At 42.3% G+C, this 18,346-nt stretch carries 18 protein-coding genes and 1 riboswitch; all 18 genes read right to left on the minus strand.

Annotation, left to right across the window (positions count from 1 at the left end; genetic code table 11):
* Nucleotide 1: 1 nt before the first annotated feature.
* Entirely contained in the window at nucleotides 2-445 is a 444-nt protein-coding gene (gene fliJ, locus FZC78_RS13190) for a flagellar export protein FliJ (RefSeq protein ID WP_148940163.1), read from the minus strand.
* Nucleotides 442-1,764 (minus strand): flagellar protein export ATPase FliI, encoded by a 1,323-nt coding sequence (gene fliI / locus FZC78_RS13195; protein ID WP_148940165.1) that lies wholly within the window; start codon nucleotides 1,762-1,764, stop codon nucleotides 442-444. Before fliI ends, fliJ begins: the two co-directional genes overlap by 4 nt.
* Entirely contained in the window at nucleotides 1,761-2,540 is a 780-nt protein-coding gene (fliH, locus tag FZC78_RS13200) for a flagellar assembly protein FliH (RefSeq protein ID WP_187444933.1), read from the minus strand. Before fliH ends, fliI begins: the two co-directional genes overlap by 4 nt.
* Nucleotides 2,533-3,549, minus strand: a complete 1,017-nt coding sequence (fliG, locus tag FZC78_RS13205; RefSeq protein ID WP_148940168.1) for a flagellar motor switch protein FliG — start codon at nucleotides 3,547-3,549, stop codon at nucleotides 2,533-2,535. Before fliG ends, fliH begins: the two co-directional genes overlap by 8 nt.
* Before the next feature lie 11 nt (nucleotides 3,550-3,560).
* On the minus strand, nucleotides 3,561-5,150 hold the full coding sequence (fliF, locus tag FZC78_RS13210; protein WP_148940169.1) for a flagellar basal-body MS-ring/collar protein FliF: 1,590 nt from the start codon (nucleotides 5,148-5,150) through the stop codon (nucleotides 3,561-3,563).
* Nucleotides 5,151-5,200: 50 nt separating this feature from the next.
* Nucleotides 5,201-5,506: a flagellar hook-basal body complex protein FliE gene (fliE, locus tag FZC78_RS13215; protein WP_148940171.1), complete on the minus strand. Its 306-nt coding sequence runs from the start codon at nucleotides 5,504-5,506 to the stop codon at nucleotides 5,201-5,203.
* An 11-nt stretch (nucleotides 5,507-5,517) separates the two neighbouring features.
* A complete protein-coding gene (gene flgC / locus FZC78_RS13220) occupies nucleotides 5,518-5,979 on the minus strand; it encodes a flagellar basal body rod protein FlgC (protein ID WP_148940173.1) in 462 nt (153 codons plus the stop codon).
* 2 nt (nucleotides 5,980-5,981) lie between these two features.
* Nucleotides 5,982-6,371: a flagellar basal body rod protein FlgB gene (gene flgB / locus FZC78_RS13225; RefSeq protein ID WP_148940175.1), complete on the minus strand. Its 390-nt coding sequence runs from the start codon at nucleotides 6,369-6,371 to the stop codon at nucleotides 5,982-5,984.
* 433 nt (nucleotides 6,372-6,804) lie between these two features.
* A riboswitch (cyclic di-GMP riboswitch) is annotated at nucleotides 6,805-6,884 on the minus strand.
* Between the two features lie 161 nt (nucleotides 6,885-7,045).
* Complete coding sequence (locus tag FZC78_RS13230; RefSeq protein ID WP_187444934.1) at nucleotides 7,046-7,753, minus strand: IS30 family transposase; 708 nt, start codon at nucleotides 7,751-7,753, stop codon at nucleotides 7,046-7,048.
* A gap of 18 nt (nucleotides 7,754-7,771) precedes the next feature.
* On the minus strand, nucleotides 7,772-7,987 hold the full coding sequence (locus FZC78_RS13235) for a helix-turn-helix domain-containing protein (protein ID WP_148940178.1): 216 nt from the start codon (nucleotides 7,985-7,987) through the stop codon (nucleotides 7,772-7,774).
* A gap of 143 nt (nucleotides 7,988-8,130) precedes the next feature.
* Nucleotides 8,131-8,910: a GTP-sensing pleiotropic transcriptional regulator CodY gene (gene codY / locus FZC78_RS13240; protein ID WP_148940180.1), complete on the minus strand. Its 780-nt coding sequence runs from the start codon at nucleotides 8,908-8,910 to the stop codon at nucleotides 8,131-8,133.
* Between the two features lie 160 nt (nucleotides 8,911-9,070).
* Nucleotides 9,071-10,486, minus strand: coding sequence for an HslU--HslV peptidase ATPase subunit (gene hslU / locus FZC78_RS13245; RefSeq protein WP_148940181.1), 1,416 nt, complete (start codon nucleotides 10,484-10,486; stop codon nucleotides 9,071-9,073).
* A gap of 185 nt (nucleotides 10,487-10,671) precedes the next feature.
* A complete protein-coding gene (gene hslV, locus FZC78_RS13250) occupies nucleotides 10,672-11,214 on the minus strand; it encodes an ATP-dependent protease subunit HslV (protein WP_148940183.1) in 543 nt (180 codons plus the stop codon).
* 21 nt (nucleotides 11,215-11,235) lie between these two features.
* Entirely contained in the window at nucleotides 11,236-12,135 is a 900-nt protein-coding gene (gene xerC / locus FZC78_RS13255) for a tyrosine recombinase XerC (protein WP_148940184.1), read from the minus strand.
* 303 nt (nucleotides 12,136-12,438) lie between these two features.
* Nucleotides 12,439-14,514: a type I DNA topoisomerase gene (gene topA / locus FZC78_RS13260; RefSeq protein WP_148940185.1), complete on the minus strand. Its 2,076-nt coding sequence runs from the start codon at nucleotides 14,512-14,514 to the stop codon at nucleotides 12,439-12,441.
* A 671-nt stretch (nucleotides 14,515-15,185) separates the two neighbouring features.
* Nucleotides 15,186-16,079 (minus strand): DNA-processing protein DprA, encoded by an 894-nt coding sequence (gene dprA / locus FZC78_RS13265; protein ID WP_148940187.1) that lies wholly within the window; start codon nucleotides 16,077-16,079, stop codon nucleotides 15,186-15,188.
* An 89-nt stretch (nucleotides 16,080-16,168) separates the two neighbouring features.
* Nucleotides 16,169-17,071 carry a succinate--CoA ligase subunit alpha gene (sucD, locus tag FZC78_RS13270; protein WP_148940188.1) on the minus strand — a complete coding sequence of 301 codons (903 nt, stop codon included), beginning with the start codon at nucleotides 17,069-17,071 and terminating at the stop codon, nucleotides 16,169-16,171.
* 16 nt (nucleotides 17,072-17,087) lie between these two features.
* Nucleotides 17,088-18,248, minus strand: coding sequence for an ADP-forming succinate--CoA ligase subunit beta (gene sucC / locus FZC78_RS13275; protein ID WP_148940190.1), 1,161 nt, complete (start codon nucleotides 18,246-18,248; stop codon nucleotides 17,088-17,090).
* Between the last annotated feature and the right edge of the window lie 98 nt (nucleotides 18,249-18,346).

Raw genomic sequence — 18,346 nt, forward strand, 5'->3', positions numbered from 1 at the left:
CCTAATTTCTCTTATTCGTAAACTGCATGACTGCCAACTCATCAAGTACTTTGCTCTCTGAAGTGTGCAGGAATTCTTTATACCTATTAAAATCGTTTTCTCTGATCTTTTCATATTTCTTCACTTCAACGTTCATCTCTGAAAGTTTTTGTTCATGCCAATTCATCCTGTTCCTGGCCTGGATGACAAGGCCTTGGTAATACTCTATTGTTTTTTCAATATTTGAAATGAAATTTTGATTATGGCGGATATCCTGTACTGACAAACCGCTTACCAGCTTTTCAGTCTGGAAGTTTTCAAGGTCTTCTTTTTTCTTCAGTAATTCATAAAGCTTTTGAGCGATATCCTCGAACTTTTCCACTGCTGCCCGGTAAGATTCTCTGACTTCCTCTTTTTCTCTTTCTTTCAGATTGAGGATTTTTTCGAATTTAAACGTGTAGGTCATCCTTTCCACTCTCCTTTTTCAGCAAGATTGATGAGGGAGTTGACACTTTCATGCATTGTCACTCTTTCCCCCGTTCCCTGCTTTAGGAATGAGAGGATCTGCGGTTGATACGCAATGGCCATATCGATTTCCTGTGATGTTCCCTTCTTATAAGCACCAATGTTAATGAGATCTTCAGAATTACTATAGGTACTCATCAGTCCCCTTACTTTTTCAGCCGCCTTTAAGTGCTGCTGGGGTGCCAAGTGGTTCATCAGCCTGCTGACACTTTTCAGGACATTGATCGCTGGAAACTGCCCTTTGTTGGCGATGTTACGATCAAGAACGATATGGCCGTCAAGAATACCTCTTGTTGTATCGGCAATCGGTTCGTTCATATCGTCGCCATCTACCAATACTGTATAAAAAGCTGTGATGGTTCCATTCTGGTTTGTGCCCGTTCTCTCCAATAGCTTAGGCAGGATGGCAAATACAGAAGGTGTATACCCTTTAGTGGCAGGAGGCTCTCCGACAGCAAGGCCGATCTCCCTTTGTGCCATTGCCACTCGTGTCACTGAATCCATCATCAGCATGACATTCAATCCCTTATCGCGGAAATATTCGGCGATGGCGGTTGCGGTGAAGGCTCCTTTAATTCTCATCAGGGCAGGCTGGTCAGAGGTAGCTGCCACAACTATCGAGCGCTTTAAGCCTTCTTCCCCGAGGTCTCTTTCAATGAATTCCCTCACCTCACGCCCCCGCTCTCCTATTAGGGCTATGACATTCAAATCGGCTGTTGTATTCCTTGCAATCATTCCGAGGAGGGTACTCTTTCCAACACCGCTTCCTGCAAAAATCCCCACCCTTTGTCCTTTTCCGACTGTCAGCATACTGTCAATCGCTCTGACTCCCACTTCAATTTTTTCATTGATGGGCGGGCGGCTAAGCGGGCTTGGGGGAGCTTGTTCTGTGAAAGTGCGTGTCAGCCCTTTAGGCAGGGGCTCTCCGTCCAAAGGATTCCCCAGCGAATCAACCACTTTGCCGATCAGAGAATGACCAACCTTTATGGTCAGCGGATTGGAAGTCGCTTCTACAAGACTTCCTGGAGAGATTTCATTAATGCCGGAATAAGGCATCAAAATGACGGTCTCTTCTTTGAATCCCACAACTTCAGCCTGAATTTTCCTTGTAGATTCAGCAATATGTATGAAACACATATCCCCAATTGAACTTTTCGGACCCTGTGATTCAATCATTAAACCAACAACTCTTTTTACTTTCCCGAACTTCTTAAAGGAGTGTAATGAAGGAATATGTTCTATTAGTTCAGCGGCTTTCATTCATTTTCACCCTCTAAGATCTCAACAAGTTTAGTCTTGATTTCATTCAGCTGGCTGTCCACACTGACAATCACTCTGCCTTCACCCGTTTCAATAATGCATTCCTGCTGGCTGAGTTCATCATCCGGATATAAAAGAAGCTTGCGAAGAACAGGGAAAATTGATTCAATTTCTTCTTGATTTCCGCTCAGCAGCTTGTAGTTTGAAGGATGAATATGAACCTGCACTTCAGGCAGGTCCCGTACCTCCTTGATTCCCCGTTTGACTATATCCAAAAAGATTTCCGGGTCTTCTTCTAATTTCCTTCCGATGACTCTTTCAGCTGTTTGCATACCCAGTTCTAATATGACCCTCTCCGCTTTGTCAATATGAAGATAGTAATCATTTTTTGCATTTGTGACCACATCGACAGCTTCACTAATATGATTCTTATACTCCTGCATTCCATTTTGTCTTCCTTCATCCAGCCCCTGCTGAAAGGCTTGCTCATACGCTTCTTGCTGCAGCAGCTCCTTCTCCTGTTCCCAATGGGATTTTAGAGAAGACACTTCCTCTTCCAGTCTCTTCGCTTCATTTCTTGCTGATTCCAATATAAATCGAGCTTCTGCTTTAGCTGCCTCTATAAGTTTTTCTCTTTCCAGATGCCCAATTTGGTTCTCCTGTATGTTTCCATCACCTTCATCATTGGCCGGTCCGAGAATGTTTCTTAGAGATATAACTCTTGCTTTCCGTGCTTGAGTATCAGAAGCATCCGTATACTTGATGACTTTAGACAATAATATCGTCTCCTCCGCCACGGGCAATAATAATCTCACCAGAGTCTTCAAGCCTTCTAATCACACTAACAATTCTGGATTGTGCCTCTTCTACATCACGAAGCCTGACAGGGCCCATGAATTCCATTTCTTCTTTAAAAGAGTCCACCATTCTGGTTGACATATTACGGAAGACAATGTCCTTAACTTCATCACTTGAGACTTTAAGAGACAAAAGCAGATCTTCATTTTCGCTGTCACGGATAACCCTTTGGATAGAACGGTTATCAAGCGTGACAATGTCCTCAAACACAAACATCCGCTTCTTGATCTCTTCTGCTAATTCAGGATCTTGTATCTCCAGGGCATCAAGGATCGTCTTTTCGGTAGACCGGTCAACACCATTCAATACCTCAACGACTGCCTCTACTCCGCCTGTCTGGGAGTAATCCTGGGTAACAGTTGTAGAGAGCTTCCTTTCCAGAATGGCTTCCACTTCACTTATTACTTCAGGTGAAGTGCCGTCCATAAGGGCTATACGCCTTGCAATGTCGGCCTGTACCTCCTGTGACAGTTCAGAAAGAATCTGCCCTGCCTGCTGAGGATTCAAGTATGAGAGGATCAAGGCAATCGTTTGTGGATGCTCATTTTGAATAAAATTCAATATCTGGGATGCATCTGCTCTTCTCGCAAAATCAAATGGCTTCACTTGCAGAGATGAAGTCAATCTATTAATGATGGCCGACGCCTGCTCATTGCCCAATGCTTTCTCCAGTACTGTTTTTGCATAGCCAATACCGCCCTGTGAAATATAATCCTGAGCAAGGGCAATCGTGTGAAATTCCTCAAGCACTTCTTCCTTGGCTTGGGATTCAACCTTCTTCACACCGGAAATTTCCAGCGTCAGCTTTTCGATTTCCTCTTCTGATAAATGTTTGTAAACAGACGCCGAAACATCCGGGCCCAGTGAGATGAGGAGAACGGCCGCTTTCTGTTTGCCCGTTAATTCTTTTTCGCGTTGCTTAGCCATGTTGCTTCCTCCTATTCATCAGCCAGCCAAGACCTTAGCAGCTTCGCAAATTCTTCAGGTTTTTCCCTGGCCATTTTTTCAAGTTGTTTTCTTCTGGCAGATCCTTCAGTCTCTTGCTCTGTGCCAATGTCAGGGATATTGATCGGCTGCATGACTTCCTCCTGGTAAACTGCCTCTTCCTCAACAGTATTTTTCTTCCTTCTTACCATTAAGAAAATCAGTAAAAGGATTACCGCGAGCAGTATTCCACCTATAACATATGTCCACCACGGCAAAGCAGTTTCTGATTCCTGGCCGAATTCCACCTTCCCATTAAAGGGCTGAACGGATACAACTATTTTGTCTTCAATGGCTTCCGGTGTCAGCTCTGTACCAGATTCTTTGTCAATTGAAGTTCTGACAATCGTCGACAACATCTGGGATATATCTTCCTGTCTGTCCTGAGGAAAGGAGTTTGGATCTTCAGGATCCGGCGGTTCTACCATTACTTGGATACCGATATCCCTGATTTTATACGGACTTTCGACAATTTCTCTTCGGATTCTATTAACCTCGTTATTGATTGTCTCTTCAATCCGCTCGTAATCACCATCGGAATTCTCGCCTTCTACATAAGTCCCCAAACCATCACCTGCGTCTTCAGCAGGAGGAACACCCCCAGCAGCGGCACCATTTCCTGTAAAGGTTTCAGTGATTCTTTGGACACTTACAGCGATTCCTTCCATATTTTCTTCATCAACTGGCGTAACTTCGTTTACTTCCCTGTTTTCCTGGGTAAAGTCAATATCAGTAGTTACAGAAACAACCACTTTATCGAAGCCAATCAAAGTTCCCAGCATGCTTTGTACTTGCTTTTGAATGTCCTTTTCCACCCTGTCTTTAACATCCATTTGCTGGACAATACTTCCTCCAAAGGAAGAATTTTCATTTTCCAGCTCAAAGTACTCAAAAAATTGATTCATAATGACGATATTACTTGTAGGCAGATTAGGAACACTCTTAGAAACTAGATGATGAAGGGACTTGATCTGTTTTTGATCAAAATTAAATCCCGGTTTTGTGTTCAGAACAATAGATGCGGATGCCTGCTCTGATTCTTCGCTGATGAAGACTCCTTTTTCAGGCAGGGTTATCATCACATTAGCATCCTCGACGCCTTCAATCCCTTTCATCAGGTTGGAAAGTTCGGTTTGCATGGCATCAAGCTTCATGACATTGAACTCATTGTCTGTCATTCCAAACCCTGCATTTTGACTAAAGAAAGAATAATCGATGCTTCCTGAATTCGGAATCCCTTCCGCAGCAAGTTCGACTTTTAAGGTATCGACCATCTCACCTGGAACCATGATGGTAGAGCCGCCGTCGGCGATTTCCGATGCAATCCCCCTGCCATCAAGGTTTTCCTTAATTGCACCAGTTTCCGAGGGAGCTAGGTTGCTGTACAGTGGCACAAGATTGGTCCTTGTGGAAAGGAAACCAGTAATCGCAATGGCAAGCACGACCACTAGTACAACCGCTCCATACATACCTTTTTGCTTTTTTGTTCTGCTTGACCAAAATGTTTTAAATTGTTCTTTATATTTTTTTACATTGTCATTCATCTTAATCCCCCGGTTACTTTGTCTGATTTACCCGGCAATAATAACCGTCATTACATAGGCATTCTCATAATTTCCTGGTAAGCTTCAACAACTTTGTTCCGCACTTCCATTGTTGTCTGCATAGTGATGCTGGCTTTTTGTGATGCAATCATCACCTGATGCAAGTCCACGTTCTCACCGCGCACTAATTTTTCAGTCAACATATCAGAATTCTTTTGGCTCGTGTTCACTTCTTCAATGGATTTTTTTAGGAAGTCAGCGAAGTTCTGCTGGTTTTGTATTGGCTTCACCAAATTTTTATCAAACGACGGACTTATTCTGTTTTGCGTTGCAGAATATATATTATGTACAGCCATTGGTCTCCTCCTTATTTACCTATCTCAAGAGATTTCATCATCATCGATTTATTTGCATTAAAAGCAGTGACATTTGCTTCATACGATCTAGTAGCTGAGATCAGGTCAATCATTTCCCTTAGAGGATCAACATTCGGCATCCGAACATATCCCTCTTGATTGGCATCAGGATGTTCAGGGTCATACACAAGGTTAAAGGGTGTCTCTCCATCCTCTTTAATCTCTGCAACTCTTACACCATTTCCAAGAGACTGTGAGTCTTTCATATTCATAGCTTTATTCAATAGCGTAGAAAAGCTTCCGGCATCCGGCTGCAGCACAACCGATTTCCTTCTGTATGGCTGCCACTCACCGTCAACCAGTTTTCCTCTTGTTGAATCTGCATTGGCCATATTTGAGGAAATGACATCCATCCTCAGCCTTTGAGCGCTAAGGGCAGAAGCCGTAGTATTCATCCCATGAAATATCGACATGTTTATTTACCTCCTGAAATGACAGACTTCATAGAATTAAACTTCCCATTTAAGCGGTCTGACAATGCATTAAAGTAGATTTGATTATTGGCCATTTCCGACATTTCTTTATCAATATCGACACCATTGCCATTGTGGTTATATTGGAAAGGCTTGTTGTTAATACGGAACCCTGCTGCTGACCTTCCGGAGAATTCAAAGTGGCGGGGATTGGTTTTAATGGCTTCCATGGATGATATGGAGTCATTTAACTGGTCTTTAAAGCTGACAGATTTTGATTTGTAATTAGGAGTATCTACATTAGCAATATTTTGAGAAATCATCTTCTGTTTAACCGAAGAATTATTCAAACCATTTTCAAGTGATTGAATGGTGTTGGAAAACAAATTCATTTTTTTACACCTCTAACCAGGATTTTGTCAAAAATTAATGGTTTTTGACATTTTTTACGGAATCATACTACCTATTGTAATATTAAGCAAAATGAGTGTCTATGAATATTTGGTTAATTTTTTCGCTACTTCTTTATCATTTTTTAAAAGGACTTTTTGCTTAAATGGATGAAGAAAACCACCCTTTTACGTTTTCCACGCTAAAAACTAGGTTTCAATCAATACATTAGTCCCACTTCATTTCCATACTTTACATGTAGTTTTAGTACATAATAAAACAACTAATGTTACAAATATATTACAAAGCTTGATACTCTGACTATTTATGTTATAAGGAAAGCTACCTTCCAGGAAAATAATGCTAACTCTAACAGCTATAAAAAAAAGCGATCCCCAAAGAGATCGCTCCATAGATTTATCTATACTTGCTCCCTTAGGTAACCCGGCTGCCATTTGATTGTAGGCCCGTGGCTTTGCGTCCTTCCTTTTCAGTGAAGTTTGCCTTTTCTGCATGAAATTGTTGAAATATGTCGTAAACTGTTTGTACTATCATTTTACTATGTACGGGGGTAATTACAACCCTTTCCACTATTTTATTATTAGGTCTTTAGACCCTTTTTGTGAAATTATACTAGAATCCACTAATGATTTTCATTAATTTGTAAATTGTCAACTCAAGTCGAACACGGCAAGAAATTCATGAATACCTCAAATGGCGTATTATAATTGAGCACTTTCCGGGGGACCTGGTTGAACGTCAAGAGAAAATCCAGGATGTCCTTCTGGGTCATTCGGCTGAAATCGGTTCCTTTTGGATACGTGCGCCTAATGCGGCCGTTGCTTTTTTCGTTGGTACCACGCTGACCTGGTTTGCCAGGATCCGACAAGTAAAAGGGAACTTCCAGCCCTTTCTCTACTTCTTCCCAAAGATGAAATTCCTTGCCGCGGTCTGCGGTGATGGACTTTACCACTTTTTTAGGCAAGTTTTTCAACACGTGGATGATGGACTGTGCGGTTTCACTCGCCGTTTTCGCCGACAGCTTATAGATAATCTCAAACCGGCTGGTACGTTCGGTCAACGTGAGAATCTGACTTTTGTGCGACTTGCCGATGACTGTATCGACTTCCCAATGTCCGACTTGGCTCCGAGGCGCATTACGAGCATGAATCTTTTTAAGACGGGGCATCTTGCCTCGCGTTTCCGTCATGTTGTTTTTCAACTTCCGCCCTTTTCGAATCAGAAGCTTTTGGGACAGCTTAAACAGCCCGAGGGCAGCGTACCGGTAAATGCTTGATACACTGATAGGAAAAGGTTTCTTATGCATTTTCCTATACCTGCCTACAATGCTTTCCGGCGACCAGCCCAGCTTGAGTTTGGACAAGATATAGTCGACATCTTTTTAATCGACCGTGCGTCTAGAGCGACAGTTTTCCCGCTTGGCATCGTAGTCGAGCTGAGCCTGCAGGGCATTATAAGGCTTACAGCGTTTTAGCTCGTAGTTAATGGTGCTCTTGCTTCTTTTCAACTGGGAGGCAATGTAAGACAGCGATTTCTTTTCCAGGCAATAACTTTCAATTAATACACGTTCCTGTGGTACGATATGGGTATAGCTCATTTGGGAACACTCCTTAGTTGATTGGCGTTAACTATTGTGTACCCACTTGAGCTATTTTAATTTACGAGCCGTTCGACTTAATATGATAATCTATAATTTTAAAAACCGCCAGTCCAAAAGGACCAGCGGTTTTTTGATTTTGATTAATTTGTTTTTAATTTATCCAGCTCGATCAGGAACTTATCATTCAATACTTTAATGTAAGTCCCTTTCATTCCAAGAGAACGTGATTCGATTACACCTGCACTTTCAAGTTTACGAAGTGCGTTTACGATTACAGATCTTGTGATTCCAACTCTGTCAGCAATCTTTGAAGCTACAAGCAGACCTTCATTCCCATCTAATTCTTCAAAGATATGTTCAATGGCTTCAAGTTCACTATAGGATAAAGAGCTGATTGCCATTTGTACAACAGCTTTACTTCTTGCTTCAACCTCTATCTCTTCCGATTTCTCCCTAAGGATCTCCATACCGACTACTGTCGCTCCATACTCACCCAGGATCAAATCATCATCATCAAAACTGTCCTCTAGACGGGCAAGAATCAATGTACCAAGGCGCTCTCCTCCACCGATGATCGGCACGATTGTAGTCAGCCCGTTTTTAAACAGCTCTCTATTCTCGACAGGGAATGCTGTATACTGGCTGTCGATATCCAGATTAGATGAAGTTTCTTGGACGTTGAACAGGCTGTTTGTATATTCTTCAGGAAACTGACGATCTTCAAGCATCTTCTTCATTCTTTCATTTTCGATCTTTTGATTAACCGCAAAGCCCAAAAGCTTTCCGCGGCGGCTTACCACGAAAACATTGGCAATGATGACAGAACTCAATGTTTCTGCCATTTCTTTAAAATTAACCGGTTTCCCTGCTGCTTTTTGCAGCATTGCATTGATTGTTCTTGTTTTACTTAATAAATTCATTTTATTTCCTCCTAGTGCAACTGAATAGTTTCTATATTTATATAATTAAATCCATGTTTGATTAGTATAGTCATTGATATAAATAAGGATATTCCTGTAATGGGGGAGTGTATTCTTTCCCTGCCTTAAACGTTTTACCCTATGGACTTATATCGCAAACTTATAAGATGAACTGGCTCAGGTCTTTATCCTGAGAAATCGCCCCTAGCTTATCCTCGACATAGGAAGGAGTAATGGTGATTTTCTCCATCGTAATGTCTGGAGCTTCAAATGATAAGTCCTCCAGCAGTTTCTCCATGATTGTATGGAGCCTTCTTGCACCAATATTATCGGTATTCTGGTTAACGGAAAAAGCGATTTCTGCCATCCTACGAATAGCTTCGTCAGAAAATTCAATTTGTATACCTTCTGTTTCCAAAAGAGCTATATATTGCTTAACAATGGCGTTATCCGGCTCAACCAATATTCTCACAAAGTCCTCGACAGATAATTTTTTTAATTCGACCCTGATAGGGAAACGTCCCTGCAATTCAGGAATCAAATCTGAAGGCTTGACTGTATGGAAAGCACCCGCAGCAATGAACAGCATATAGTCAGTCTTGACTGAACCATGCTTTGTAACAACCGTGGAGCCTTCCACTATCGGAAGGATATCCCGCTGAACACCTTCTCTCGAAACCTCTCCTGAAGATTGGCTTGAGCTTTTGCTCGCAATCTTATCAATTTCATCAATGAAAATGATGCCTGTCTGCTCAGCTCTAACAATGCCCTCCTGCGTTACTTCATCCAAGTCAATCAGTTTCTGGGCTTCTTCATTAATCAACACCGGCCGGGCCTCTTTAACCTTCAGCTTTCGCTTCTTTTTCTTCTTAGGCATAAGTCCGCCAAGTGCATCCTGCATATTCATGCCCATCTGTTCCATACCTGAGCCTTGCAGCATATCGAACATTGAGGCCTGCTGTTCTTCTAGTTCTACCGTTATGACCTCTTCCTCGAGGTCGCCTGAAGCAAGTTTTTCAGAGATTACCCTGCGCTTTTCATGAATAGAGGATTCTTCTTTTTGCTCTTCATCCTCCTCTTTCTGCTGTCCGCCTTGGTTCCCTCCGAAAATCATTTCAAAAGGATTTTTATAGTTGTTGTTTTTCTTCTTCGAAGGAACAAGCAGTTCCACTAGACGGCGATTCGCACTCTCTTCTGCCGCCTCTTTTACATCAGCGATTTTCTCTTCCTTGACCAGCCTCACGGAAGTTTCTACCAAATCCCTTACCATCGACTCTACATCCCTGCCGACGTAACCGACTTCAGTAAACTTTGTGGCTTCAATCTTCAGGAATGGAGCCCCAACGAGTTTGGCCATCCTTCGGGCAATCTCCGTTTTCCCCACCCCTGTAGGACCCATCATTAAAATATTCTTGGGCACAACTTCATCCCTGATTCCTTCAGCAAGCAGACTTCTTCTATATCGGTTCCTCAAGGCAACAGCTACCGCCTTTTTAGCGTCACTTTGCCCTACTATATATTGATCAAGTCGATCGACAATCTGTCTTGGCGTTAATTGATTGGCTTGTTTTTTCAAGAGAAACACTCCTTTGTCGGATAGGGTCGACTATTCATCAGTCCCCGCTAAAGTGGTTGACTATCTAAGGCCTTTGGGGTGTACTTTCCATCATGATGTCACTACAACCAACGTATCCATTCTACCATCACAGTTTCAGGCAGACGAAAATTGGATCCGTCCTCTGCAGATAGCGCTTCTTGCTCTTAAAGTTTTTCTACAATAATATTATGATTGGTATAAACACATATATCTGCCGCAGTTTCCAATGCTGCCTTTGCTATCTGTTCTGCGTTTAACTGTTCACCGCTCATATTCTTCAGCGCGCGACCGGCTGCAAGTGCATAATTCCCCCCGGAACCAATTGCTAAAATACCATCATCCGGTTCAATCACTTCCCCGGTACCAGATATCAAAAGCAGGTCCTCTTCATTCATGACAATCAGCATGGCTTCAAGTTTGCGAAGCACTTTATCGCTTCTCCACTGCTTGGCAAGCTCTACTGCAGCCCTTTGCAGGTTTCCATTGAACTCCTGTAATTTCCCCTCAAACATTTCAAATAACGTAAAAGCGTCAGCCACTGAACCTGCAAATCCCGCTACCACTTTTCCATTAAATAACTTCCTGACCTTCTTGGCCGTATGTTTCATTACTACCGCATTTCCAAATGTAACCTGTCCGTCCCCCGACATGGCACATTCCCCTTTATGCCTTACAGCAAATATCGTGGTTGCATGAAAATTGCCCAATATAATGTACCTCCTTTTAAACTAAGCACGAGGATGGTGATTCAAGTAAGTCTTTCTAAGATGATCTTTCGTTACATGCGTATAAATTTGAGTTGATGATAAATTTTCGTGCCCAAGCAGTTCTTGCACTGTACGCATGTCTGCACCATTATTCAGTAAATGGGTTGCAAACGTATGCCTGAGCATATGAGGATGGATTTTCGCAGTCAGGGATGCTTTCTTAATGATCCCATTCAGCACATGCCTGATTCCCCTTGCAGTCAAAGGGCCTCCTTTGTAATTCACAAAGACATATTCGTGTTTCCCGTCTTTCATCAACTGTCCGCGAGATATATTTATGTATTTTTCCAGTTCTTCATGCGCGTAAGTTCCAAATGGCACATATCTTTCCTTGCTTCCCTTTCCCTTCACAAGGATAGTAGACAAGGAAAAATCTATATCTTTTATACGCAGCCCTGCACATTCACTTACCCTGATCCCTGTAGCATAAAACAACTCGAACATCGCTCTGTTACGGAGCTGCAATGGCTCTTCACCTTCACACGCCTGCAAAAGGTTCTCCATCTCCTCTTCATAAAAGAATTGCGGAAGCCTCTTTTCAGCCTTAGGGCTGCTTACCAAAGCAAAAGGATTCTCAGTAATCTCCCCCTCCCGGTTCAAAAACCGGAAAAAGCTTCTCAAACTTGAGATTTTCCTTGAGATTGATGCTCTGGCAAATTCCCTTTCATGCAGGCCTGTCAAGAATAATCGGGCATCAAAGTACTCAATTGCCGTTAACGAGTGCAGGTTCTGTTCATTCATAAAAAGGAAAAATTCCCTGATATCATCCTTATAAAAAGTAACGGTATACTCTGAATAGTTCTTTTCAATCTGTAAATATGTAATAAAGTTATTCAGATATTGGTTTGCATTTTCCAACATATTAATCACCTCATAAAAGGCTACTAAATAGTAACATAATTTAGTAGCCGGTGCAATGGAGTTTACAAATATTTCACAAAGTTCTGAATTGTTTCTAATTATCTTCCATTTTTACCATTTAAAGCTTTAGTCTTTTAAGGGGCTGCTGGTTTTTGAATGAACCCATATTTACAAAAGTCTTCACCAGAGTCATTATGACGCATTCTTCCTGCCGGCAGTTCTATAGGCCGCCATCAACCTTAAAGATACCATATATTCTTACAAAAGGAAAAAGTGAGCCATGTCAGCTCACCATCCATTCCTTTATTGCTGTGTTTCTTCTTTATAATCACAATTTGAACATTGGACCTGTACACCCTTTTTCAGCTTTTTCTCCACTAAGAGCTTCTCACACTTAGGACACTTCCTGTCAATCGGTTTGTCCCAAGAAAGGAATTCGCACTTCGGATATTGGTCACACCCGTAGAAAATGCGTTTCTTCTTACTCTTTCTTTCGATGATATTACCTTCTTCACAATCAGGGCACTTAACACCGATTTCCTTCACGATTGCCTTGGTGTTGCGGCAGTCCGGGAAGTTACTGCAAGCCATGAACTTTCCATACCGTCCCATTTTAAATACCATTGGGTGTCCGCAGTTTTCACAGTCCTCACCAGCAGGTTCATCTTTGATCTCTACTTTCTCCATTTCTTCCTCGGCTTTTTCAAGATGTTTTTCGAATCCTCTGTAGAACTGATCGATAATATTGACCCATTTTTCTTTACCATCTTCAACGTAATCAAGGTCACGTTCCATATTGGCGGTAAATTCGACATCTATTATTTCAGGGAAGAACTCTGAAACAAGTTCGGATACAATCCCTCCCAGCTCTGTCGGGATAAACCGTTTGTTGTCAAGGCTTACATAGCCTCTCCTTTGTATTGTATCCAAAGTAGGGGCATAGGTGGACGGCCTCCCTATACCCAGCTCTTCCAGCGTCCTGACCAGCCTCGCTTCTGTATACCGGGGCGGCGGCTGCGTGAAATGCTGCTTGGGATCGATATCCTCATAGCTGACAATGTCCCCTTCTTCCAGGGCCGGAAGCATATTCTCCTTCTCTTCTTTCCCATCATCCGTTCCTTCTACGTACACTTTCATGAAACCAGGGAATTTAACTTTAGATCCGTTGGCACGGAAGAACACGTCACCATTTACTACATCGAAACTCATGGTATCCATGACTGCTGAAGCCATCTGGCTTGCTACAAAACGTTCCCATATAAGCTTATACAGCCTCAATTGGTCACGCGACAGATACTCCTTCATTGAAGCAGGGTCTCTCAAGGTTGATGTTGGCCGGACAGCTTCATGGGCATCTTGTGCTTTTTGCCCCTTTTTCTCTTTTCGTTCCTGGCTTTTCAAAAATTCCGAGCCATATTTCTCAGTAATATACTCTGATGCTTCTTTTTGGGCTACTTCTGAAATCCGGGTAGAATCTGTTCTCATATACGTTATGAGACCGACAGTTCCTTCTTTTCCAATTTCAATCCCTTCGTATAACTGCTGTGCAAGCATCATTGTTTTCTTGGCCCTGAAGTTCAGCTTCCTGGCAGCCTCCTGCTGTAAAGATGAAGTAGTAAACGGTGCAGCAGGATTCCTTTTTCTTTCCTTCTTGGTTACTTTCTTGATTTCGAAAGAATCACCTTTTATCTTTTTCAGGACATCCTTTACCTCTTGTTCAGTTTTCAGGTCCAGTTTGTTTCCGTCCAGCCCATAGAAGGCTCCCTCAAATGAGCTCTTGCCCTTTTTGAATTGTGCATGAATCGTCCAATATTCTTCGGGAATGAACTCTTTTATTTCTTTTTCGCGGTCAATGATCAGCCTTACCGCTACCGATTGAACCCTCCCCGCACTAAGACCCTTCTTTACTTTCTTCCAAAGGAGGGGACTGATATTATAGCCGACAAGCCTGTCCAAGATCCTTCTTGCCTGCTGGGCGTCGACCAGATCCATATTTATGGCACGCGGATGCTTGAAAGATTCCTTAATGGCATCCTTCGTAATTTCATTGAACACGACCCTGCACTCGGAGTGGACATCCATGTCCAGGCTGTGGGCAAGGTGCCAGGCAATTGCTTCTCCTTCTCTGTCGGGGTCAGCTGCAAGGTAAATCTTTTTTGCTTTTTTCGCAGCTGTTTTTAATTCTTTTAAAACAGGTCCCTTACCGCGGATTGTAATGTATTTTGGATTGAATCCGTCTTCTACATCCACACCCATCTGACTTTTAGGGAGATCCCGTACATGGCCCATCGAAGCACGGACCTTATATTTCTTTCCTAAATATTTCTCGATTGTCTTTGCCTTTGCGGGCGACTCAACAATCACTAGATATTCTGACATTAAATTGCCTCCTTAAAGAGGGAAATCGTTTATTTTTTCGTTCTAATCATCCATATCTTTGCTATATGAAATACTCTCAACCCCACCAGTAATCCTTGTGGAGTAGAATAGGCGATTCCGTAAGAACAGCTGCTTGGCTGGAGCGCTCTTGCTTACTTTCCAGTCAATCTTTCTTAAAAAGGCTGTTTTCCCTATATTGCTGGCTTTCGGAAATATCCCAAAAGCCGGACTATTCCCCTGATACTAGGTTTTTTTCTCTAAAAGGAAGAGCAGCTCTTTTCTTCCTTCCTTACCATGATCTTCTGTAAATCATGGCGTTATCTTCCGATGCAAAGTTTACGAAAAGTGTTAATTTCTTTCACTGGAACACTTATGATCCAACAACTTTTGATTCGAGGAAATTATTATGAGTCATTGATAGAGCAAAGGAAACGTTTCCATCAGCTCAATCAAAAAGAAACTGATTTTTGGTATTATATCTGTTGCAAAATGTATAACAGTTTGAGAAGAAATGCAACCTTTTTATACATTTTATACATATTAAGAGGAATTTTTCAAAAAATCAGCTGATTTTATACTATTCTTTTATCCTTCTTCTTGCTTTATAAGCACGCTGCATTATTCTAAGTCAGGCAGACAGTTATGTAAAGAACTGGCTGCCTTTCTAAAGTTTATATGTTTTTATAAGAATTATACGCGAATTCAGAAACAATGTCTTCAGATGATGTAATGAGCTTCGCCCCTTGTTGAATCAGTAAGTTGCTTCCCTCCGAAAGAGATGAATCCATTCTGCCGGGAAGCGCAAAGACATCTCTCCCTTCATTCAAGCTGTATTCTGCCGTAATCAGCGAACCGCTCTTTCTGCTTGCCTGTGTGACAAGAACTGCTTGAGTCATGCCGCTGATAATTCGATTCCTTAAAGGAAAATGCCAGCGCTGAGGCATAGTATCCGGGGGATACTCTGAAAGGATCAGCTGATTGGTCTTCATCCATTCTGCCAGTCTTCGGTTTGCAGCAGGATAGATGTGATCCAGCCCGCCTCCTATTACTGCTATGGTGTCGCCTTTTAATTCTATGGTTTTCCGATGCGCCATCTCGTCTGCTCCTGCAGCCAGGCCGCTGACAATCACAAAATTTTCTTTCACTAATTGGGGGAGAAGAAAATTTAAAGAAGCAGAAGAATATTCATCGGCTTTCCTGGAACCGACAATGGCAATCTTTTTATCTCTCTCTAACAAGCTTGATTTTCCTGAAAAGAATAATACCCAGGGCGGATCGTAAATATTCTTCAAAAGGGGAGGATATTTATGATCGAAAACAGTTATAAACCTAATATTACGATCTTCATATTCTTTCATTTTGGGTAAAGGGTCGAATGAGTGAAATTGCTTGTAGAAAGCGTTAATTTTACTTGCGGAAATGGGGAGGATATTACGCAGGTCGGCCGGTGTCAGTTTGTTGATTTCATTAGGAGAAGGTACAGACTTCATAAGAAGGGATATCGACTTCCAGCCTATACTCTCACAATGCTGAAGGGTAAAAAGAATGTTTCTGTCTATGTTCATTTAAACCTCCTGATTATAATTTTTTTAAATTTTAAAAAGGACTGAACAGGATGGTTATATGCATCCTGTTCAGTCGAGTTTCTACTATATTAATGTGTTTTACATTTATCGTAAATGCCTTTATCCCTAAGGACTTTGATAAGTGTCTCACCCATGTCGGACGGTGTCGGAGCTACTTCGATTCCACACTCATTCATAACACGGATTTTTTCATCTGCCGTACCTTTACCGCCAGAAATGATGGCACCCGCATGGCCCATGCGTTTTCCTGGAGGTGCTGTACGACCGCCGATAAAGCCGACTACCGGCTTTGTCATATTGGCTTTAACCCACTCGGCTGCTTCTTCCTCTGCAGTACCGCCAATCTCACCAATCATGATGACAGCAAATGTGTCTTCGTCTTCATTAAAAGCTTTCAACACATCGATGAAATCAGTGCCGTTCACAGGATCACCGCCGATACCTACTGCTGTAGACTGCCCTATGCCTTCCTGTGACAGTTGGTGTACAGCTTCATACGTTAATGTACCAGAACGGGAAACAACCCCTACATGCCCTTTTGTATGGATGTAGCCAGGCATGATCCCGATCTTGCATTCATCCGGAGTGATGACGCCAGGACAGTTAGGACCGACTAGGCGTGTCTTTTTGCCTTCCATGTAGCGTTTCACTTTCACCATATCAAGCACAGGGATGTGCTCTGTGATACAGATGGCAAGGTCCAATTCAGCATCGACAGCTTCCAGGATCGCATCAGCTGCGAATGGCGCCGGAACATAGATAACTGAAGCATTTGCGCCAGTTTCTCTTGTTGCTTCCTCGACTGTATTGTATACAGGAACTCCTTCAACTTCGGTTCCGCCTTTTCCCGGAGTCACACCAGCAACGATCTGCGTACCGTATTCAAGCATTTGCTTTGTATGGAAAAGAGCAGTCGAACCAGTAATACCTTGAACAATAACTTTTGTATCTTTATTAATAAATACGCTCATTAGTCCTCCGCCTTTCTTATCCTACTTGCTCAACAATTTTTTGTGCGCCGTCCGCCATAGATTGTGCGGCAATGATATTAAGACCTGACTCACTCAGGATTTTCTTACCTAGATCAACGTTCGTTCCTTCAAGACGGACAACCAATGGAACTTTAAGCTCCACTTGTTTAGCCGCTTCAACGACACCCTCGGCAATAATGTCACACTTCATGATTCCGCCGAAGATATTAACGAATATGCCTTTAACATTTTCGTCAGAAAGGATAATCTTGAATGCTTCAGTAACTTTTTCAGCTGTTGCACCGCCCCCAACATCAAGGAAGTTGGCGGGATCTCCGCCGTAATGCTTAACGATATCCATTGTTGCCATCGCTAAGCCTGCACCATTAACCATGCAGCCAATATTTCCGTCAAGGGAAATGTAGCTCAAATCATATTTGGAAGCTTCGATTTCTTTTTGATCTTCTTCTTCAAGGTCACGAAGTTCCAGGACATTTTTCTGGCGGTACAGTGCATTAGCATCAAAGTTGAACTTTGCATCCAATGCCATTACATTGCCATCACCTGTTACAACCAAAGGATTGATTTCAACGATGGAAGCATCTTTTTGGATATAAACATTATATAGGCCCAGCATGAACTTAGCCGCTTTATTGACAAGCTCTTTCGGGATATTGATATTGAATGCGATCCGGCGTGCCTGGAATCCAGTCAGGCCGACTACAGGATCAATATATTCTTTGAAGATCTTCTCAGGAGTAGCTTCAGCCACTTCTTCGATTTCTGTTCCTCCTTCTTCAGAAGCCATCAAGACCACTTGGGAAGTTGCTCTGTCCAGTACAAGACCGACATAATACTCCTTCTTGATGTCGCAGCCTTCCTCTACAAGTAAGCGCTTAACTTCCTTGCCTTCCGGGCCTGTTTGGTGGGTTACCAACGTTTTCCCCAGCAGTTCTTCTGCGTATGTACGTACTTCGTCAATACTCTTTGCGATTTTAACTCCGCCCGCTTTTCCACGGCCGCCTGCATGAATTTGTGCTTTCACAACATAAACGCTTGAATTCAATGTTTTCGCTGCTTCCACCGCTTCATCCGGAGTAAAAGCCACTTGACCATTAGGTACGGGTACCCCATTATTTCTGAGGATTTCTTTACCTTGATATTCATGGATATTCATTTTCCATCCTCCTATCAAACTCTTTCAAAAATAGACTGCGCTTTCATTGTATAAAATGAAAGATTAGATGTCTACATATATGCACAAAATATTATATT

This window comes from Rossellomorea vietnamensis (assembly GCF_008180415.1).
GTDB classification, from domain to species: domain Bacteria; phylum Bacillota; class Bacilli; order Bacillales; family Bacillaceae_B; genus Rossellomorea; species Rossellomorea vietnamensis_C.